Annotated in this window: 17 protein-coding genes; 4 read left to right on the forward strand and 13 right to left on the reverse strand. The window is 59.0% G+C overall.

From position 1 onward, the window contains the following. The 12 genes from lpxA to FHT87_RS21945 form a co-directional block, all read right to left on the reverse strand. The gene (lpxA, locus tag FHT87_RS21890; protein WP_183729512.1) at positions 1-819 is read right to left on the reverse strand and encodes an acyl-ACP--UDP-N-acetylglucosamine O-acyltransferase; all 819 of its coding nucleotides are present in this window, start codon (positions 817-819) and stop codon (positions 1-3) included. Next, positions 816-1283: a 3-hydroxyacyl-ACP dehydratase FabZ gene (gene fabZ, locus FHT87_RS21895; protein ID WP_183729515.1), complete on the reverse strand. Its 468-nt coding sequence runs from the start codon at positions 1281-1283 to the stop codon at positions 816-818. The genes lpxA and fabZ overlap by 4 nt, the downstream gene beginning before the upstream one ends. Beyond that, complete coding sequence (lpxD, locus tag FHT87_RS21900) at positions 1276-2337, reverse strand: UDP-3-O-(3-hydroxymyristoyl)glucosamine N-acyltransferase (RefSeq protein WP_183729518.1); 1062 nt, start codon at positions 2335-2337, stop codon at positions 1276-1278. Before lpxD ends, fabZ begins: the two co-directional genes overlap by 8 nt. Positions 2338-2387: 50 nt before the next feature. Further along, complete coding sequence (bamA, locus tag FHT87_RS21905; RefSeq protein ID WP_183730989.1) at positions 2388-4727, reverse strand: outer membrane protein assembly factor BamA; 2340 nt, start codon at positions 4725-4727, stop codon at positions 2388-2390. 200 nt (positions 4728-4927) lie between these two features. Further along, positions 4928-6061: an RIP metalloprotease RseP gene (gene rseP / locus FHT87_RS21910; protein WP_183729521.1), complete on the reverse strand. Its 1134-nt coding sequence runs from the start codon at positions 6059-6061 to the stop codon at positions 4928-4930. 29 nt (positions 6062-6090) lie between these two features. Then, the gene (locus FHT87_RS21915) at positions 6091-6921 is read right to left on the reverse strand and encodes a phosphatidate cytidylyltransferase (RefSeq protein WP_183729524.1); all 831 of its coding nucleotides are present in this window, start codon (positions 6919-6921) and stop codon (positions 6091-6093) included. Then, positions 6921-7664 carry an isoprenyl transferase gene (locus FHT87_RS21920; protein WP_183729527.1) on the reverse strand — a complete coding sequence of 248 codons (744 nt, stop codon included), beginning with the start codon at positions 7662-7664 and terminating at the stop codon, positions 6921-6923. Before FHT87_RS21920 ends, FHT87_RS21915 begins: the two co-directional genes overlap by 1 nt. Positions 7665-7701: 37 nt before the next feature. Then, complete coding sequence (gene frr / locus FHT87_RS21925; RefSeq protein WP_183729529.1) at positions 7702-8262, reverse strand: ribosome recycling factor; 561 nt, start codon at positions 8260-8262, stop codon at positions 7702-7704. A 51-nt stretch (positions 8263-8313) separates the two neighbouring features. Next, positions 8314-9036, reverse strand: a complete 723-nt coding sequence (pyrH, locus tag FHT87_RS21930; RefSeq protein WP_183729532.1) for a UMP kinase — start codon at positions 9034-9036, stop codon at positions 8314-8316. Positions 9037-9132: 96 nt separating this feature from the next. Continuing rightward, on the reverse strand, positions 9133-10059 hold the full coding sequence (gene tsf / locus FHT87_RS21935) for a translation elongation factor Ts (protein WP_183729535.1): 927 nt from the start codon (positions 10057-10059) through the stop codon (positions 9133-9135). Positions 10060-10297: 238 nt separating this feature from the next. Then, the gene (gene rpsB, locus FHT87_RS21940) at positions 10298-11065 is read right to left on the reverse strand and encodes a 30S ribosomal protein S2 (RefSeq protein WP_183729538.1); all 768 of its coding nucleotides are present in this window, start codon (positions 11063-11065) and stop codon (positions 10298-10300) included. Positions 11066-11315: 250 nt separating this feature from the next. Further along, a complete protein-coding gene (locus FHT87_RS21945; RefSeq protein WP_183729541.1) occupies positions 11316-12155 on the reverse strand; it encodes a cell envelope integrity EipB family protein in 840 nt (279 codons plus the stop codon). Positions 12156-12305: 150 nt separating this feature from the next. Here FHT87_RS21945 and FHT87_RS21950 point away from each other — a divergent pair, with 150 nt between their 5' ends. The 4 genes from FHT87_RS21950 to FHT87_RS21965 all read left to right on the forward strand — a co-directional run bounded on the left by FHT87_RS21950 (position 12306) and on the right by FHT87_RS21965 (position 15256). Next, a complete protein-coding gene (locus FHT87_RS21950) occupies positions 12306-12773 on the forward strand; it encodes a RidA family protein (RefSeq protein WP_183729544.1) in 468 nt (155 codons plus the stop codon). Then, on the forward strand, positions 12773-13492 hold the full coding sequence (locus FHT87_RS21955; protein WP_183729547.1) for a glycerophosphodiester phosphodiesterase: 720 nt from the start codon (positions 12773-12775) through the stop codon (positions 13490-13492). Before FHT87_RS21950 ends, FHT87_RS21955 begins: the two co-directional genes overlap by 1 nt. A gap of 78 nt (positions 13493-13570) precedes the next feature. After that, positions 13571-14773 carry a GNAT family N-acetyltransferase gene (locus tag FHT87_RS21960; RefSeq protein WP_183729549.1) on the forward strand — a complete coding sequence of 401 codons (1203 nt, stop codon included), beginning with the start codon at positions 13571-13573 and terminating at the stop codon, positions 14771-14773. 54 nt (positions 14774-14827) lie between these two features. Continuing rightward, entirely contained in the window at positions 14828-15256 is a 429-nt protein-coding gene (locus FHT87_RS21965; RefSeq protein WP_037106265.1) for an HIT family protein, read from the forward strand. A gap of 90 nt (positions 15257-15346) precedes the next feature. Here the strand turns inward: FHT87_RS21965 and clpA are convergent, their stop codons facing one another. Then, the gene (gene clpA / locus FHT87_RS21970) at positions 15347-17836 is read right to left on the reverse strand and encodes an ATP-dependent Clp protease ATP-binding subunit ClpA (protein WP_183729551.1); all 2490 of its coding nucleotides are present in this window, start codon (positions 17834-17836) and stop codon (positions 15347-15349) included. Positions 17837-17845 lie beyond the last annotated feature (9 nt).

Below are 17845 nucleotides of genomic sequence, written 5' to 3' on the forward strand. Positions count from 1 at the left end.
TCAGCCCTTCTGCCCCCGGCTCGGCGAAGATAGCGCGCGATCGCTCTCGGCGGCGATGAAATCAAGGATCTCGATCACCTGCTCGCAATTGGCATATTCGTCGCGAATCTGGGCGGCATTCTCGCGGATCGAACCGGCACCCTCAAAGATCGCCTTATAGGCGCGGCGAACCGTATGAATGACAGCGCGATCAACGCCGGCGCGCGTCATGCCGACGACGTTGAGACCGCTCAGAATGCCGGGATTGCCGTTCAGCATGCCGTAGGGAATGACATCATAGCTGACGGCCGAGAGACCGCCGACAAAGGCATATTTGCCAACTCGGGTGAACTGATGCACTGCCGCGCCGCCGCTGATGATCGCGTGATCGCCAACAGAGACATGGCCAGCCAGCATGACATTGTTGGACATGATGACATGGTTGCCGACCCGGCAATCATGGGCAACATGCGAATAGGCAAGGAAAAGGCTGTTGTCGCCAATGACAGTCGAACCGCCATGCTCGACGGTACCGGTGTTCATCGTAACGCCTTCGCGAATCGTGCAATTGCGGCCGATGATCAGCGACGTGTCGACAGCGCTGTGACGGGCGCTTTGCGAGTCGCCACCAATAACGGCCGAAGGAAATATACGCGTACCGGCGCCGACGGTCGTCAGGCCGAGAACAACCACGTGACTGATCAGTTCGACATTGTCTTGAAGCGTGACCTTGGGGCCAACATGACAAAACGGGCCGACCACCACGCCTTCACCGACCGTGGCACCGTCCTCCACTACGGCCATCGGATGAATTCTGGCGCTTTCGGCGATCATGCTCATGCGTTGTCCTTACGTACGATCATCGCGCCGATATCGGCCTCGGCGACGAGCGCGCCGTCGACCTTTGCGTCGCAATGGAATTTCCAGATATTGCCGCGTTGCTTTATTTTCTGCACGTGAAATTCAACGCGGTCGCCCGGCACGACCGGCTTGCGGAAGCGGGCATTGTCGATCGTCATGAAATAGACGAGGTTGCCGGTCTGGCCCTCCTTCTTGGCGCAGATCGCGCCCGCAGTCTGCGCCATGCCTTCTACCAGCAGAACGCCCGGCATAATCGGCGCATCAGGGAAATGGCCGGTAAAATGCGGCTCGTTGACCGTCACATTCTTGATGCCCACGGCGGCGTTGTCGCCATCGATATCGACGATCTTGTCGACCATCAGAAACGGATAGCGATGCGGCAGCAGCTTCATTATCTCCATGATATCCGCCGAAGAGAGCGTGGCGGCGGTTTCCTCAGTCATTCTTGCCTCCCTTTTTTCCGCGCGCTCCGGATTTTGCCATGAGCTGGGCAACGTCTTTCAGATAGTCATTTAGAGGACGTGCAGGTATTCCGCCATAGCGGCCGCCCGCAGCAAGATCGGTCATCACACCGCTTTTTGCGGCGATCTGTACGCCATCGCCTATGGTGATATGCCCCTTGAGGCCGACCTGTCCACCGATCTGCACGCCATCGCCGACGATCGTACTGCCGGCAAGACCGACCTGCGAAACAATGGCGCAATGGCGCCCGATGCGGACGTTGTGACCGACCTGGACCTGGTTGTCGATCTTGGTTCCTTCGCCGATGACGGTATCGTCCATGGCGCCGCGATCGATCGTCGTATTGGCGCCGATTTCGACATTGTCCTGGATGATGACGCGACCGATCTGCACGATCTTGATCATGCCGCGCGGACCCGGCGCATAACCGAAACCGTCCTGGCCGATACGGACACCGTTATGGATGATAACGCCGTTGCCGATGAGCGCGCAGAGAATGCTCGCGCCCGTCGAGATCGAACCGTTGCGGCCGATCTTGACGTTGGGGCCGATGATCGACTGAGCACCGATGCGCGTGCCCTCGCCGATCTCCGCGCCGGGGCCGATGATCGCCATCGGCTCGACAATCACGCCCTTCTCCAGCCGGGCTGTCGGATCGACGACGGCGCTCGGCGCGATCTCCGTCTCGCCGGATGAAAACGTCACCGGCTTGAGAGCTGCGGGATAGAGAAACCCGCCTGCCATCGCGAAGGCAGCATGTGGATTGGAGGAGATCACCACAGGGATATGCGGCGGCACCAGCTCAGCCAAGGCCTTGTCGCAAATCACGGCCGAAGCCTCGCAACTCAGAAGCTCGTCGCGGTTACGTCGAGAGAGGATATAACAGATATCCCCCGCCTGGGCTCTCGCTATCGGCGAGACCGAATGGATGATGACATCGCCATGAGCGGAATTGCCAAGTTCCGCCCCAAGAAATTGCGCCAACTCAACGAGCCGCACGCCTTCATGGGGCGGAAAAAAAGTATTTTGCTCCATCGGCAAAACTCCAGAACGGAATTGAAATTTACAGTTCCGGACTGCCGATATCAGAATTGGTTGTTAATGCCAAACTTGAAGCGCTGGGTCTTGTCGAAGTCTTCCTTCATGACCGGGATCGCATAGTCGACGCGGAGCGCGCCAAAGGGCGACTGCCAAATCAGGCCGAGACCGACCGAAGCACGCAGCTGCGCGTCCGTACCTTCTGCAGTATCCGAACCGAGGAGTTCGACATCGTTGCCGAACAGCGTGCCGGCGTCTGCGAAGACTGCGCCGCGCAGGTTGAAGTCGCGCGGGAAGCCCGGCATCGGGAACGTCGCTTCGGCAGAAGCGGTGAAGTAGGTCGTACCGCCGAGCGGATCGTCCGGGTTCACGATGCGCGGGCCGATGCCCTTGTTCTCAAAGCCGCGGATATCGGAATTGGTCAGCGTGAACTGGTCGAAGACGTTCAGATGATCGCCGAAGCCGACAACATAACCTGCCGAAGCCGAGAGAGAGCCGATGATATCGGCGTCGTCAGCGAGCAGATGGTAATATCGGGCCTTACCGTAGATCTTGTAAAATTGCGAGTCGCCGCCGAGGCCGGCAATTTCCTGGGTCGCGGTAGCGTAGATACCCTCACGCGGCAGGACGGTGTCATCCAGTGTATTGTAAGTCAGCGTCTGCGAGATGGACGACTTTACCCACGGGCCGTTCTCGACCAGGTTTTGATAGGTAGCGGACAAATCGCTCAGACTGCTTCCGCTGGAATCGTACTTCATCTGCTTGTAGTTATAGCGGAACGTCGTCGCCAGATCTTCCGTGATCGGCGCAGTAACGCGCAGAACACCGCTGGTTTCTTCGTAATCGTAGTTGTCGTTGCTCGACGTTTCGCTGTGATTGATGTCGAAACCGGCGGCGAGGCGATAGCCGAGGAAGTAGGGTTCGGTGAAGTTCAAGCCGTAAGCACGCGAGCCTTCCTGACCGCCACCGGCCGAAACGCGGATGTACTGACCGCGGCCGAGGAAGTTCTTTTCTTCGATCGAGGCTTCGAGCAGCAGGCCATCGCCGCCGGCCGCGTAACCGGCACCGATGCCGAACGAACCGGTCGACTGATCCTGCACGTCGACAACGATGACAACACGGTCAGGCGAACTGCCCGGCTGGGTCGAGATGTTGACCGAGGAGAAGTAGCCAAGCGCTTCGAGACGGCGCTTTGCGCGGGTGATCATCTGCTGATTGAAGGCGTCGCCTTCGCTGAGATCGAACTCGCGGCGGATAACGTAATCGCGCGTGCGGCTGTTGCCACGGATTTCGATACGCTCGACATAGGCGCGCTCGCCCTGATCGACGAGGTATTCGACGCCGATCGTATTGTTGTTCAGGTCGCGGTTACCACGTGGGGTAACGCGTGCGAAGGGATAACCGGCCGAAGCAACCTGATCCGAAATCGCTTCGATGGACTTCTGAACTTCCTTGGCGTTGTAGACCTGACCTTCGCGGGTTCTGACCAACCCCTGCAACTGCTGGGCGTCGACGCCCTCAACAGTCGACTGGACGGTAACTGCACCGAAGTCATAGCGCGGGCCTTCCTCGATGTTGAAGGTCAGCGTGTACTTGTTCGTCGCCTCGTCGAACGCAGCATCGGAAGAAACGATGCGCATGTCGGCATAACCGCGGTTGTAATAGAACTGACGCAGCGCATCTTCGTCAGCGTGCAGCTTGTCCTCGTTGTAGACGTCCTTGCGGGTCAAGAACGAGAGGAAATTCGAACGCTTGGTCTGAATGACGGCAGCAAGACGGCCGGCGCTATAGGCTTGGTTGCCAACGAAATTGATGGCGTCGATCTTGGTACGGTCGCCTTCATTGATGACGAAAGCGAGATTGACGCGGCCTTCGCCGAGCGGCACGACCTGCGTCGTCACTTCGACTTCGCTGCGGCCGGTAGCGGCATAGGCTTCCTTGATCGCTGCGATATCGGACTGGATCTGCGCGTCGCTATAGGGACCAGCGGCATGCGTCTTGACGACAGCCGCCAGCTTGTCGTCCTTGACCTTACGGTTGCCGTTGAAGACGACCTGGTTGACGAGCTGCGCTTCCTGAACGTTGACGACGAGGGTGCTGCCGGAAACCGAAATCTTGACGTCGGAGAAGTAACCGGTGCCGTAAAGCTGCTTTACGGAGTCGTCGATATCGGTGTTGGAGAAGCTTTTGCCAGGAGTAATGGTGAGGTTCGACCGGACGGCCTCAGCACCGACGCGGCTTGCACCGTGCACGTCGATCCGCTGAATGACGGCAGCTTCCGCAGCCGTAGCCGAAACGAAAGTCAAAGCACCTGCGCCAGAAGCAACAACACTAGCAGACAGCGCAATCGCCGATACTGCGTTCAAAAATCTTGAACCAGCCTTCATTTCACCCATTACCTTTTTTCCCTCGTCTCCGGCCCCAGGGGATCCCCCGATTCCGGCCACGTGTGTCGTTTTACCCGCTTTTGACATACAAGCAAGGGAGCTCGTTAATTTCTGTTTACTTCATTTCGAAGCGTGACCCATTCGCCACTACAGCTTTGAAACATCGTAAATAAACAGTAATTTTCCCTATCTTTTACGCGCTAGCCGATGAGCGCGCTAATGTCATTCCAGGTCGCAAAAACCATTAATGTAAGCACCATGGCCAAGCCAATGCGAAACGCAATTTCCTGAGCCGAAGAACCGAGCGGCCTTCCCCTAACCGCTTCCACCGCATAGAACATCAGGTGGCCGCCATCAAGTACCGGGACCGGCATCAAATTCAGCAATCCAATCGAAACCGACAAAACCGCAGCAAGCTGCAGCAACGCACCTATTCCAAGCGTAGCCATCTGGCCCGAAGCTTGCGCCACGCGGATCGGACCACCCAATTGGTCAGCTTTCATCGATCCATTGAGCAGGTTGCCGATATATTTGAAGGTGCCGGTCACGATATGCCAGGTCTGGATCACGCCTTCATGCAGCGCTTCCAGCGGCGTGAAGGTCTGCAGGCGGAAGTGGCCGACTTCTTCGTTCGTGACGATTCCGATCAAGCCGATCTCGATCTTGTTGCCGAACTGGTCGGTGATATCGGTGCGCTGCGGCACCATCGGCAGGTCCATCTTTTCGCCGTTACGCTCGACGGTCACGACGATGTTCTGGTTCGGACGGATGCTGACATAACGGCGCACGTCGTCGAAGGTCTGGACCTTGGTGCCGTCGATGGAGAAGAGCAGGTCGCCCGGCAGTACGCCGGCTGCCGCGGCAGCACTATCCGGCTTTACTTCAGCGACGACGGGATCGGACACCGTCCGGCCATAGATCGAAAAAAGGACCGTGAAGATGGCAATGGCGAGGATGAAATTGGCAATCGGACCGGCGGCGACGGTTGCAGCACGCTTCCACAGCTTTGCACCGGCGAAAGAACGCTCGCGCTCTTCGTCCGTCATCGCTGCAAGCCTGTCCGTATCCGGCTTGCTGGAGGCATCCTCATCGCCGAAAAAGCGTACATAGCCGCCGAGCGGGATCGCCGAGATCTTCCAGCGCGTTCCGTGGCGATCGGTGAAACCGGCAATCTCCGGGCCGAAGCCGACGGAGAAGGCTAGGATGCGGATACCGCTCCAGCGTCCGACGAGATAGTGGCCCATCTCATGCACGAAGACGAGCAGCGACAGCACGATGACGAAGGGGACGATATAGCCCGTCAAAAAACCGAATATGCCGGTCACCGCTTCCATGAGTTCCTTCTTCTATCTGGCCGTAATGATCAAAGGCCGAACAACGCCGCACCGAGCGACGTCGTTCCGCCGCCCTTTATCAGCGAAAAAAGACCAGCAAGCAAGAACGCTGAAAAACAGGCGAAAATCAGTCCATCGACACGGTCCATGACACCGCCATGCCCCGGAATGAGACGACTTGAGTCCTTCACGCCGAATTTTCGCTTGATGAAGCTCTCGAAAAGATCGCCTGATTGGCTGAAAACGGACAGGACAAGCGCAATCACTGCGGCTTGATCCTGGGCTTCCGGAATCAGGAAATGGACAATGACGGCTCCGGCAATGACGGCCGAAATGGCGCCGCCGACCGCCCCCGACCAGGTCTTGCCGGGCGATATGCGCGGCGCAAGCTTTGGGCCGCCGAGCGCGCGGCCGACGAAATAGGCGAGAATATCGGTCGCCCAGACAACGGCGAAGATGAAGAGCATTGCATAGAGACCTAGTGTCTCATCACCGCGGATCGCAGCGAGCGCCAGTCCGGTGCCGCCGGCGTATAAAAGCCCCGGCGCGAACCAGCGGCTGGCACGATGCAGAAAGATCATGGCAATGCCAACCGCAGTCAGGGCAATCAGCATTCCCAGGGCATATTCGAACGCGCCGGCCAGAACGAGAAGGGAAACCAGCCCCTCACCCACCCAGCCGAGCACGTTGGTGACCGGGTCGCGGGCAATGCCTGTTATCGTCGACCATTCGTAATAGATCAGAAGAGCGATCGCTGCCGCCACGACGCGGAAGATAAGGCCGCCATACCAGGTTGCGGCAAGAACGACGATTGCGAGAATCAGGCCTGAAACGATGCGGAGCTTCAGTTCCTGCTTCATCAGGTGTTCACTGCCGCAGCCTGCGCAGACAGTCCGCCGAAGCGGCGATCACGCGAGGCGAATTTCTCGAGCGCTGAAAGAAAGAGCTCACGGCTGAAATCCGGCCAGTATTCCGGCAGGAAAACGAATTCCGAATAGGCAGCCTGCCACAAAAGGAAGTTGGAGAGCCGCTCCTCGCCGCTGGTGCGGATGATGAGATCAGGGTCGGGGATACCGGCCGTATCGAGCCGGGCGTTGATCAACGCGGGCGTGATATCCTGCGACCGGAGATGCCCCTCCTCCACATCCTTGGCAAGGCTCATCATGGCGCGGGCGATCTCATCGCGAGAGCCATAGTTGAAGGCGATGACGAGCGTGAGTGCCGTATTGGCCTTGGTCGTCTCCTCGGCTTCCAGCAGCAGCTTGAGGATGTCGCTGCGCAGATTGACACGGTCGCCAATCACCCTGATGCGTACATTCTGCCGATGGAGCTCCGCGAGATCGCTGCGAATGAAAGCCTTCAGCAGGCCGAGGAGATCGGTGACCTCGGCCTCCGGGCGGCGCCAATTCTCCGAGGAGAAGGCAAAGAGCGTCAGGTACTTGATGCCCAGATCGCCTGCCGTGCGCACGGTCTGGCGAACGGTCTCGACCGCCCTGCGGTGTCCCATCGTCCGCGGCAGGCCGCGCTGCTTTGCCCAACGGCCGTTGCCATCCATGATGATCGCAACGTGCTCTGGCGCAGTCAAAAATGAGGTTTCCGACATTTTCCGTCCGGTCTTTCTTGGCGAGGACGCAAGTATACTAGACTTGCATGATTTCCTTTTCTTTCTCGCCAAGCAAGCGGTCGATTTCCAAAATCGTCTCGTCCGTCATTTTCTGAACGCGTTCCGACTGTGCCCGGCTTTCGTCCTGGCCGATTACGCCATCCTTTTCGGCTTTCTTAAGGCCGTCCATGCCATCGCGACGAACATGGCGAATCGCAACTTTGCTCTTTTCGGCATAGTCGTGCGCCACCTTGACGAGCGACTTGCGGCGCTCTTCGTTGAGCTCCGGCAGCGGGATACGAAGGTTCTGACCATCGACGATGGGGTTCAGGCCGAGGTTCGATTCGCGAATCGAACGGTCTACGGCGCCGACCATGCTTTTGTCCCAGACGGATACCGTCAGCATGCGCGGCTCGGGCACCGTGATATTGGCAACCTGGTTCAGCGGCATGCGCGAACCATAGGCTTCAATCGTCACCGGATCGAGAATGTTGGCCGAAGCACGGCCGGTGCGCAGCGATGCAATGTCGCTCTTGAACGAGGAAATGGCACCGTCCATGCGGCGCTTCAATTCCTTGATGTCGATACCTTCACTCATGTCTATGCTCCCGTCTCAGAAGTTTTGCGCCGTCAGCAGCGCAGCTCCCTATCAGTTGTCGGATACGATGGTCTTGAGACCACCCCCCGTCAAGATTTCACCGAAACGCCCCTTCTCGTGGATCGAGAAAACGATGATCGGAATGGAATTTTCTCGCGCCAGCGCAACGGCTGCGACATCCATCACGGCAAGGCCCCTGTCCAGAACTTCCTTATGGCTCAGATGGTCGAAACGGGTCGCGTCCGGATCCTTCTTCGGATCGGCGGTATAGATGCCGTCCACCTGCGTGCCCTTAAAGATTGCCTCAGCGCCCATTTCGGCGGCGCGAAGCGCTGCAGCGGAATCGGTCGTGAAGAAGGGATTTCCTGTGCCACCGGCGAAAATCACTACCCTGCCAAGCGACAGATGATAGAGGGTCGCGCGCTGCGAGAAGCTTTCGCAGATTTCCGGCATGGAGATTGCCGAAAGAACCACCGTGTCAATGTTCAGCTTGCGCAGGGACGTTGCCAGCGCCAGCGCGTTGATGACGGTGCCGAGCATGCCCATGTGATCGCCGGTGACGCGGTCACCACCCTTGGATGCAACTGCCACGCCGCGAAAGATGTTACCGCCGCCGATAACGACGCCAACTTCGACACCCATGTGCCTTGCCTCGGCAATGTCGGAAGCGATGCGATCTGCTACCGCAACGTCGATGCCGAACCCCTGGGCACCCATCATGGCTTCTCCGGAAGCCTTGAGTAGAACACGTTTATAGATTGGCTCCGACGTCATGTTGGCTCCTCGTATATTGCCGCAATTGCCCGATACACGAAGGGCACCGCGTTGTCACGCGATGCCCTTCGGTTTTCCCAAATATGGCTGAAAAGATCAGCCCTTGGCGACAGCGGCGACTTCGGCCGCAAAGTCGGTTTCTTCCTTCTCGACGCCTTCGCCGAGGAGCAGGCGAGCCATGCCGGTGATTTCGATCGGCGCGCCGGCTTCCTTCTCGGCTGCCTTGATCGCAGCGCCAACCGTCAGGTCCGGGTTGATGACGAAAGACTGCGAGAGAAGAGCGACTTCCTCGAAGAACTTGCGCATGCGGCCTTCCACCATCTTTTCGATGATGGCTTCCGGCTTGCCGGATTCGCGGGACTGCTCGATGAAGACGTTGCGTTCGCGCTCGGCGACTGCAGCATCGACTTCTTCGGCGCGGATCGCCAGCGGGTTGGTAGCCGCGATATGCATGGCAACCTGGCGGCCGATCGAGGTCAGAACGGCCTTGTCGCCGACGGACTTCAGCGCGACGAGAACGCCGAGCTTGCCAATGCCGTCGCCGGCAGCGTTGTGGATGTAGGTTGCCACGACACCGTGCTCGACTTCCAGCTTGGCGGCACGACGGAGCGTCATGTTTTCGCCAATGGTTGCGATCGCTTCCTTGATGGTGTCGGCGACCGGCTTGCCGGATGCGGGATAGGTCGCAGCCGAAATGGCTTCGACCGTGCCGTCGGTGGACAGCGCAACTTCGGCGACCCCGCGTGCTAGATCTTGGAAGGCATCGTTACGGGCAACGAAGTCGGTTTCGGAATTGAGCTCGATGACGACAGCCTTGTGACCGGCGCCGGCAATGGCGACCAGGCCTTCAGCGGCGGCGCGGCCGGACTTCTTGTCGGCCTTGGAGATGCCCTTGGCGCGCAGCCAGTCGATCGCGGCTTCGATATCGCCGTTGGTCTCGGTCAGCGCCTTCTTGCAGTCCATCATGCCTGCGCCAGACTTTTCGCGCAGTTCTTTCACCAGTGCAGCCGTAATCTCGGTCATAAGCTTCCTCTTGTCGGTTTATACGGTGGCCCGCGGAACGCGGTGCGGCACCGGATTGAGGCACGAAATGTACCTGTATGTATGACAGCGTTATGAAGACGCATCATAACAAAACTCTTGGGGCGAAAGCAGCGTGCGCTTCCACCGGAAACGAGCAAGGCCGCCGAACTTCAGAGAGTCGCGAGCGGCCTTTCCCAATCTTCACAAGCTTCAGCGGAGATTTGCTCCGCCCGCTTTATCAGGCGTCGGCTGCCTCATCGAGCGCCGGCTCGACCGGAACTTCGGTCGAGGCGCCGAGGTCGCGGCCCGATGCGCTCTGCTGACGGGCGATACCGTCGATGGCAGCGCGGGCGATCAGGTCGCAGTAGAGAGCGATGGCGCGCGAAGCGTCGTCGTTGCCCGGGATCGGATAGTCGATCAGGTCCGGATCGCAGTTCGAGTCGATGATGGCAACGACCGGGATGCCGAGGCGCTTGGCTTCGTCGATCGCGATCTTTTCCTTGTTGGTGTCGATAATGAACATCAGGTCCGGCGTGCCGCCCATGTCCTTGATACCGCCGAGGGCCTTGTCGAGCTTTTCGCGTTCGCGCTCGAGGTTCAGGCGCTCCTTCTTGGAGTAGCCGGACTGCTCGGCGCTGAGGATTTCGTCGAGCTTGCGCAGGCGCTGGATCGAATTGGAGATCGTCTTCCAGTTCGTCATCATGCCGCCGAGCCAACGCGAGTTGACGTAGTACTGGGCAGAACGCTTAGCCGAGTCAGCGATCAGTTCGGAAGCCTGGCGCTTGGTGCCGACGAAGAGAACGCGGCCGCCACGAGCAACGGTGTCGGACACGACCTGCAGGGCGCGCGACAGCATCGGCACGGTCTGGGCCAGGTCGATGATGTGGATGTTGTTACGATCGCCGAAAATGTACGGCTTCATCTTCGGGTTCCAGCGGTGCGTCTGGTGACCGAAGTGGACGCCTGCTTCGAGCAGCTGGCGCATAGAAAAATCAGGCAATGCCATGCCTTGTTACTCCTTTTCCGGTTGAACCTCCGCAAGGCGAACAGCATCCTCTTTGAAGATGCCACCGGGCGGAAAAGCCGGATTTCTCCCGGACGATCCCATGCCTTACGTGTGGAATGCGCGTGGCCTTACATTCGATTTGCCGTAAAAGCAAGGCTTATGCCAAAAAATCTGCTTGGACCCGCATGCGAATTGTCGAGACGATCGGCTCAGCTTGCCAGTTCCGGTCAGGCCTGCGGCGAGGGCTGCCTCAGTGGCAGACCGGCGCAGCCTTCTTGTCGAGAAGCTCAAGCTTGGCGAGCTTGCCGGTCAGGACGAAATCACCGTAGTCCATCGTCAAGTCGCGCGTGATGCCGTTCTCATAGAGCTTGAACGACATGCGGTAGACCGGCAGCGTGTCCGATTTGGCATTCTCGTTGAAATAAGAGATCGTCACCGGCCAGAAGGACGACTTGGCGAACTGGCCGGCATTGCCGGCATCGGCCTCATCCGTGACCGGGGTCTCCTGCTTGCCGACAATGGTCGTGGTGACAAGGGATTTGTCGCCGTCGTCGGAGCCGTCGAAAACGCGAGCCTCGAAGAAGCGCTTGCCATCCTTGGCGTTCTGGATGACGTCGAGCATGTGCTCGGTCGGAAAACGGCTTTCCTCGAGCTGCAGTTCACGGCTGGCCGGCTGTGTCAGGTCGACCTTCACGCCTTCCGGCTTATCCTGAGCCGCGCCGTTGACTTCCTTGTCGAGCTGATCGTCGGTGAAAGACTTGGTATCGAAGGTGAACTTGCCGTCCTTCAGGCTTTCGAAGGTCTTGGTCTGCTGGTCGCTGACACGCACGCTGTCGCCGGTGTCGATCTGGGTGACGAAGCGGAAATTCGTGGTGAAGCCTTCACAGTAATTGCCGTCGAACTCATAGACCATGCGGCCGTACATGGAGGAGATGCCGGAGCGTTCCGAGGCGTCCTTCAGTTCCAGGTCGTAGACGGCGCGGTGAGCGACGAGCCCGGTCGCGATCGCAGCGCTCGTCGCCGGCGCGGCCGCCGAAACATTGGCGGAAACGCTTGCGAGAAGAAGAGCGGCAAGTGACGATCGGAACATTCATTAACTCCTGTTGGACTCGTCCGCGATGTTATAAGAACCGTTTCGGCCAAATAGAGGCGGCCAAGTCGAGGCTCGAAACTGTCACATTAAAGATTCTAGTCTTGATGCATAATTTTTGAAGAATTGACAACAAAAGCGGAGACGAAAATGTCCGATCAAATCGCCACGCGCCTGTCGGAAATGGGGATAACCCTGCCCGAAGCTGCCGCACCTGCCGCCAATTATGTCCCCTATGTCATCAGCGGCAATCTTCTCACTATTTCCGGCCAGCTGCCGCTCGAAGGCGGCAAGGTCGCGATTTCCGGTCACCTCGGCAGGACTGTCGACGTCGCCGCCGGTCAGCGTGCTGCAGAACTTTGCGCCATCAACATCCTCGCTCAGGCAAAGGCAGCGCTTGGCGGCGATCTCGGTCGCATCCGCCGCGTCATCAAGCTCAACGGTTTCGTTGCCTCTGCACCTGATTTCGTCGAGCAGCACCTTGTCATCAACGGCGCATCGAACCTGATCGCCGGCGTGCTCGGCGAAGCCGGCAAACATGCCCGCGCTGCCGTCGGCATGGCTGCTCTGCCGCTCAATGCCGCAGTCGAGATCGATGCTATCATGGAAATCGCATAATGACGAATGCCTCATGGATCAAAGAGCTGCCGGTTGCGCACCGCGGCTATCATGACCTCAACAATGTCGTCTGGGAAAATACGCTTTCGGCCTTCTCGCGTGCCGTCGAAGCAGGCTTTGCCATCGAATGCGACCTGCATTACGCCTCCGATGCAGTGCCGGTCGTCTTCCACGATGAAGATCTGGAACGCCTCTGCAACCTGAAGGGCGACGTGCGTGAACGGACCTCCCAGGAGCTCGGTCTGATTGCCGTCGGCGGCACGAAGGACAAAGTGCCGACGCTGAAGCAGCTTCTCACCCTTGTGCAGGGCAAGGTACCACTGGTGCTGGAGCTCAAGGGCCGCGAAGCCGACGACGAGGGCTTTGCCGAGGCCGTTCTCGAAGTGCTAGAGGGCTACCAGGGCAAGGTTGCGCTGATGAGCTTCGACCATTGGCTGCTGAAGGACCTCAAGGACCTGAATTCGCCCTACCCGCTCGGCCTGACGGCCAACGGCAACACGGCCGAAGAATATGCCGTGCATGAAAAGGCAATGGAGATCGGCCTCGATTTCATCTCCTATTATTATGCCGACCTGCCGAACCCGTTCATCACCGGCCAGCGCGACAAGGGCATTCCGGTCATCACCTGGACGGTGCGCGACGATGAGGCCCGCAAGCATACATTCGAGAACGCCGACCAGATGACTTTCGAGGGCTTCGATCCACGCACGGCGGTTTGACGCTCGCTTTTTCGACAAGATCGTGCGCAGACTGGGAGGGAGCCCGCTCCCTCCTCCCAACGGCTTCGCATTTGCTTCATGACAGACGAATCGTCAGACGAACTTTCCATTCGCATCGAGCGATCATTCACTGCGATTTCCCCAGAGCGCTGGTCCAGGCTTTCGGGAGCATCGAAGGCGTGCGATATCATCGCCTATAACCCCTTCGTTTCGCATGCCTTTCTCTCGTCGCTGGAAGAATCCGGCTCGGCCACGGCACAGACCGGCTGGCTCGGCCATCACATGCTTCTGGAAACAGACAAGGGTGAACTGGTCGGTGCCCTGCCCGGCTATCTCAAGAACCACAGCCAGGGCGAATATGTCTTCGACCACGGCTGGGCCGACGCTTTCGAACGGGCCGGTGGCAGCTATTACCCGAAGCTGCAATGCTCGATCCCTTTCACGCCTGCAACCGGCCCTCGCCTGCTCGTGGCCGAAGGATTTGCAAGACTACCAGTTCAGAATGCCATGGCGGAAAGCCTCAAGGAGGTTGTACGCCGTCTCGATATTTCCTCGGCCCATATCACCTTCGTGCCAGAGGACGAGATGCCGGTCTTCGAGACCGACGGCTATCTCCATCGCACCGACAAGCAGTTTCATTTCATCAATGAAGGCTATGCCAACCACGATGAGTTCCTGGAAACGCTTGCCTCCCGCAAGCGCAAGGCACTGCGCAAGGAGCGTCGGACGGCGGTTGAAAACGGCATTACTATCGACTGGCTGACCGGAAAAGACCTGACCGAAAAAATCTGGGACCAGTTCTTCGCCTTCTACATGGATACCGGCAGCCGCAAATGGGGCCGCCCCTATCTGACGCGCAAATTCTACTCGCTGATCGGCGAGCGCATGGCCGACGACATCCTGCTCGTCATGGCGAAGCGCGACGGCCGCTATGTGGCAGGCGCCATCAATTTCGTCGGCGGCGATACGCTCTACGGGCGGCACTGGGGCTGCATCGAAGATCATCCCTACCTGCATTTCGAGGTCTGCTACCATCAGGCAATCGACTTCGCGCTGGAAAAGGGTCTCAAGAAGGTGGAGGCCGGCGCGCAGGGCGAACATAAGCTAGCGCGCGGCTACCTGCCGGTGACGACACATTCGGCCCACTATATCGCCCATGCGGGATTGCGCCGTGCGGTTGCCGACTACCTCGAGCGGGAACGGGAGGATGTCGAGTACATAAATGAGATGCTGAGCGAACACACTCCCTTCCGCAAGGGCGAACGGCTGCAGGAGGATTGACGCGCTTGGCTCCGCCGCGCTACGCGATCAAGGAAAGCATGAGGAGATTTCGCCATGACCAGCGCCGCCTATGACGACAACAACATCTTCGCCAAGATCCTGCGCGGCGAGATCCCGTCGCATCGCGTCTATGAGGACGACAAGACAGTCGTCTTCATGGATGTGATGCCGCAAGCGCCGGGCCATGTTCTGGTCCTGCCGAAGGCACCTTCCCGCAACATCTTCGACGCCGATCCGGCTTCGCTCTCTCACACTATCACCGTCGTCCAGAAGGTCGCCAATGCGGTGAAAGAAGCCTTCGACGCCGACGGCGTCTTCATCGCCCAGTTCAACGAGCCGGCAGCAGGTCAGACGGTTTTCCACCTGCATTTCCATGTCATCCCTCGGCATGAGGGCGTGGCACTCAAGCCGCATTCCGGCAAGATGGAGGACGGCGCGGTGCTCGCCGCCAACGCGGAGAAGATCAAGGCGGAACTCGCGTAACGGAAACACCGCCCGATTTGCGCGACATGCTTTAATGCAAATAAAAAGGCCGCTTTTCAACGGCCTTTTTCATTCTCTGGCTTTGAAGACTTACTTCTTGCGCGGAACCTTCGGAACCGTCGAACCCTTCTTGGGGGCGTCGCGAACTTCCGGTTCAGGCCGCGGCACGGTCTTGGCCTTTGTCTTCTTGACCGGCTTGGTCTTCAGCTCGCCATCATCCTCGTGAGCCGCTTCCGGGTGAACCAGTTCGGCCTCAGGCTTCGGCTTGATCGGCGCCGTTTCCGGAATGGCTTCCAGAATGAGGCCGGGCTTGCCGTCTTCCTTGGGACCGACGGTGACGTTGACGACGCCGCCCTTCTTCAGCTTGCCGAAGAGGATTTCGTTCGCCAGCGGCTTCTTGATGTTTTCCTGGATCACGCGGGACAGCGGGCGGGCGCCCATCTTCTCATCGTAACCCTTTTCGGACAGCCAGGCGATCGCATCCTCGTGCAGGTCGAAGGTGACGTTGCGTTCGGAGAGCTGAGCTTCAAGCTGCATGATGAACTTCTGTACGACCTTGTGGATGACGGCCGTCGGCAGCGCCGCGAACGGGATGATCGCGTCGAGACGGTTGCGGAATTCCGGCGTGAACAGGCGGGTCAGCGCCTCTTCGTCTTCGCCAGTGCGCTTGGACGAACCGAAGCCGATGGCGGCCTTGGCCATTTCCGAAGCGCCCGCATTGGTCGTCATGATGAGGATGACGTTGCGGAAGTCGATCTTCTTGCCGTTATGGTCGGTCAGCGTGCCGTGGTCCATGACCTGCAGCAGGATATTGTAGATATCTGGATGCGCCTTCTCGATTTCGTCCAGCAGCACCACGCAATGCGGATGCTGGTCGACGCCATCGGTCAAGAGGCCACCCTGGTCGAAGCCGACATAGCCGGGAGGTGCACCGAGCAGACGGGAAACCGTATGCCGCTCCATGTATTCCGACATGTCGAAGCGCAGTATCTCGACACCGAGCGAGGCGGCAAGCTGCTTGGCGACTTCCGTCTTGCCGACGCCGGTGGGGCCGGAGAAGACATAGGCGCCGATCGGCTTATTCGGTTCGCGCAAGCCAGCACGGGCCAGCTTGATCGAAGTGGACAGGGCTTCGATCGCCACATCCTGACCATAGACGACCGAGCGCAGCTCCTTCTCGAGATTGGCAAGAACGGCTTCGTCATCCTTCGAGACGGTCTTTGCCGGGATACGGGCCATCGTCGCAATCGTCGCTTCGATCTCCTTTTCGGTGATCAGCTTGCGGCGCCTGGACGGCGGCAGCAGCATCTGGGCCGCACCGGTCTCATCGATGACATCGATCGCCTTGTCCGGCAGCTTACGGTCCGAAATATAGCGAGCCGAGAGTTCGACAGCGGTCTTGATCGCCTCGTTCGAGTAGCGCAGGTGGTGGTATTCTTCGAAATAGGGCTTCAGGCCCTTCATGATCTCGATTGCATCGTCGATCGACGGCTCATTGACATCGATCTTCTGGAAGCGGCGGACCAGAGCCCGATCCTTTTCGAAGAACTGGCGGTATTCCTTGTAGGTGGTCGAACCGATGCAGCGGATCGCGCCCGAAGACAGGGCCGGCTTCAAGAGGTTCGAGGCATCCATTGCGCCGCCCGACGTTGCACCCGCACCGATGACGGTGTGGATTTCGTCGATGAAGAGCACGGCACCCGGATATTCTTCCAGTTCCTTGACGACCTGCTTAAGGCGCTCTTCGAAGTCACCGCGATAACGCGTGCCGGCGAGCAGCGTGCCCATATCCAGCGAAAAGATCGTGGCATCGGCCAGAGCTTCCGGAACCTTGCCTTCGACGATCCGCTTGGCAAGGCCTTCGGCAATCGCCGTTTTACCGACGCCGGGGTCACCGACATAGAGCGGGTTGTTCTTGGAGCGGCGGCACAGGATCTGGATGGTCCGGTTCACCTCGGCGTTACGGCCGATCAACGGGTCGATCTTGCCGCCCTTGGCCTTCTCGTTCAGGTTCACACAGTAAGCCTTCAGCGCATCCTGCTGCTTCTTCGGCCCGCTTTCCTCCTCATTGCCGCGTGCGGTCGGCTTGGACTCGGACTCGTCCTCAGCGCCGCGCGGTGGACGGCTTTCGGATACGCCGGGGCGCTTGCCGATACCGTGGGAGATGTAGTTGACGGCGTCGTAGCGGGTCATTTCCTGCTCCTGCAGGAAATAGGCAGCATGGCTCTCGCGCTCGGCGAAGATCGCGACGAGCACGTTGGCGCCAGTTACCTCCTCGCGGCCGGAAGACTGGACGTGGATCACCGCGCGCTGAATGACGCGCTGGAAACCTGACGTCGGCTTGGAGTCCTCGTCGTAACCGGTGACCAGGTTGGAGAGTTCGTTATCGACATATTCCAGGAGCGTTTTGCGGAGCGCGTCGAGGTCGACATTGCAGGCACCCATGACCGCAGCCGCATCGGCATCGTCGATCAGGGCGAGCAGCAGATGCTCGAGCGTCGCATATTCATGGTGCCGCTCGTTGGCAAAGGTCAGTGCCTGATGGAGCGCCTTCTCAAGACTAGGCGAAAATGTTGGCACGTTCAGTTC

It is taken from the genome of Rhizobium sp. BK316 (assembly GCF_014193695.1).
Lineage (GTDB): Bacteria > Pseudomonadota > Alphaproteobacteria > Rhizobiales > Rhizobiaceae > Rhizobium.

What these genes read in the sequence shown, in the direction of transcription:
- rseP (WP_183729521.1), bottom strand. Translation starts at nt 6,061, where the DNA reads ATGGAAGCGGTGACCGGCATATTCGGTTTTTTGACGGGCTATATCGTC.
- FHT87_RS21915 (WP_183729524.1), bottom strand. Translation starts at nt 6,921, where the DNA reads ATGAAGCAGGAACTGAAGCTCCGCATCGTTTCAGGCCTGATTCTCGCA.
- FHT87_RS21960 (WP_183729549.1), top strand. Translation starts at nt 13,571, where the DNA reads ATGACAGACGAATCGTCAGACGAACTTTCCATTCGCATCGAGCGATCA.
- pyrH (WP_183729532.1), bottom strand. Translation starts at nt 9,036, where the DNA reads ATGACGTCGGAGCCAATCTATAAACGTGTTCTACTCAAGGCTTCCGGA.
- FHT87_RS21950 (WP_183729544.1), top strand. Translation starts at nt 12,306, where the DNA reads ATGTCCGATCAAATCGCCACGCGCCTGTCGGAAATGGGGATAACCCTG.
- lpxA (WP_183729512.1), bottom strand. Translation starts at nt 819, where the DNA reads ATGAGCATGATCGCCGAAAGCGCCAGAATTCATCCGATGGCCGTAGTG.
- FHT87_RS21955 (WP_183729547.1), top strand. Translation starts at nt 12,773, where the DNA reads ATGACGAATGCCTCATGGATCAAAGAGCTGCCGGTTGCGCACCGCGGC.
- FHT87_RS21965 (WP_037106265.1), top strand. Translation starts at nt 14,828, where the DNA reads ATGACCAGCGCCGCCTATGACGACAACAACATCTTCGCCAAGATCCTG.
- bamA (WP_183730989.1), bottom strand. Translation starts at nt 4,727, where the DNA reads ATGAAGGCTGGTTCAAGATTTTTGAACGCAGTATCGGCGATTGCGCTG.
- frr (WP_183729529.1), bottom strand. Translation starts at nt 8,262, where the DNA reads ATGAGTGAAGGTATCGACATCAAGGAATTGAAGCGCCGCATGGACGGT.
- FHT87_RS21920 (WP_183729527.1), bottom strand. Translation starts at nt 7,664, where the DNA reads ATGTCGGAAACCTCATTTTTGACTGCGCCAGAGCACGTTGCGATCATC.
- fabZ (WP_183729515.1), bottom strand. Translation starts at nt 1,283, where the DNA reads ATGACTGAGGAAACCGCCGCCACGCTCTCTTCGGCGGATATCATGGAG.
- lpxD (WP_183729518.1), bottom strand. Translation starts at nt 2,337, where the DNA reads ATGGAGCAAAATACTTTTTTTCCGCCCCATGAAGGCGTGCGGCTCGTT.
- rpsB (WP_183729538.1), bottom strand. Translation starts at nt 11,065, where the DNA reads ATGGCATTGCCTGATTTTTCTATGCGCCAGCTGCTCGAAGCAGGCGTC.
- tsf (WP_183729535.1), bottom strand. Translation starts at nt 10,059, where the DNA reads ATGACCGAGATTACGGCTGCACTGGTGAAAGAACTGCGCGAAAAGTCT.
- FHT87_RS21945 (WP_183729541.1), bottom strand. Translation starts at nt 12,155, where the DNA reads ATGTTCCGATCGTCACTTGCCGCTCTTCTTCTCGCAAGCGTTTCCGCC.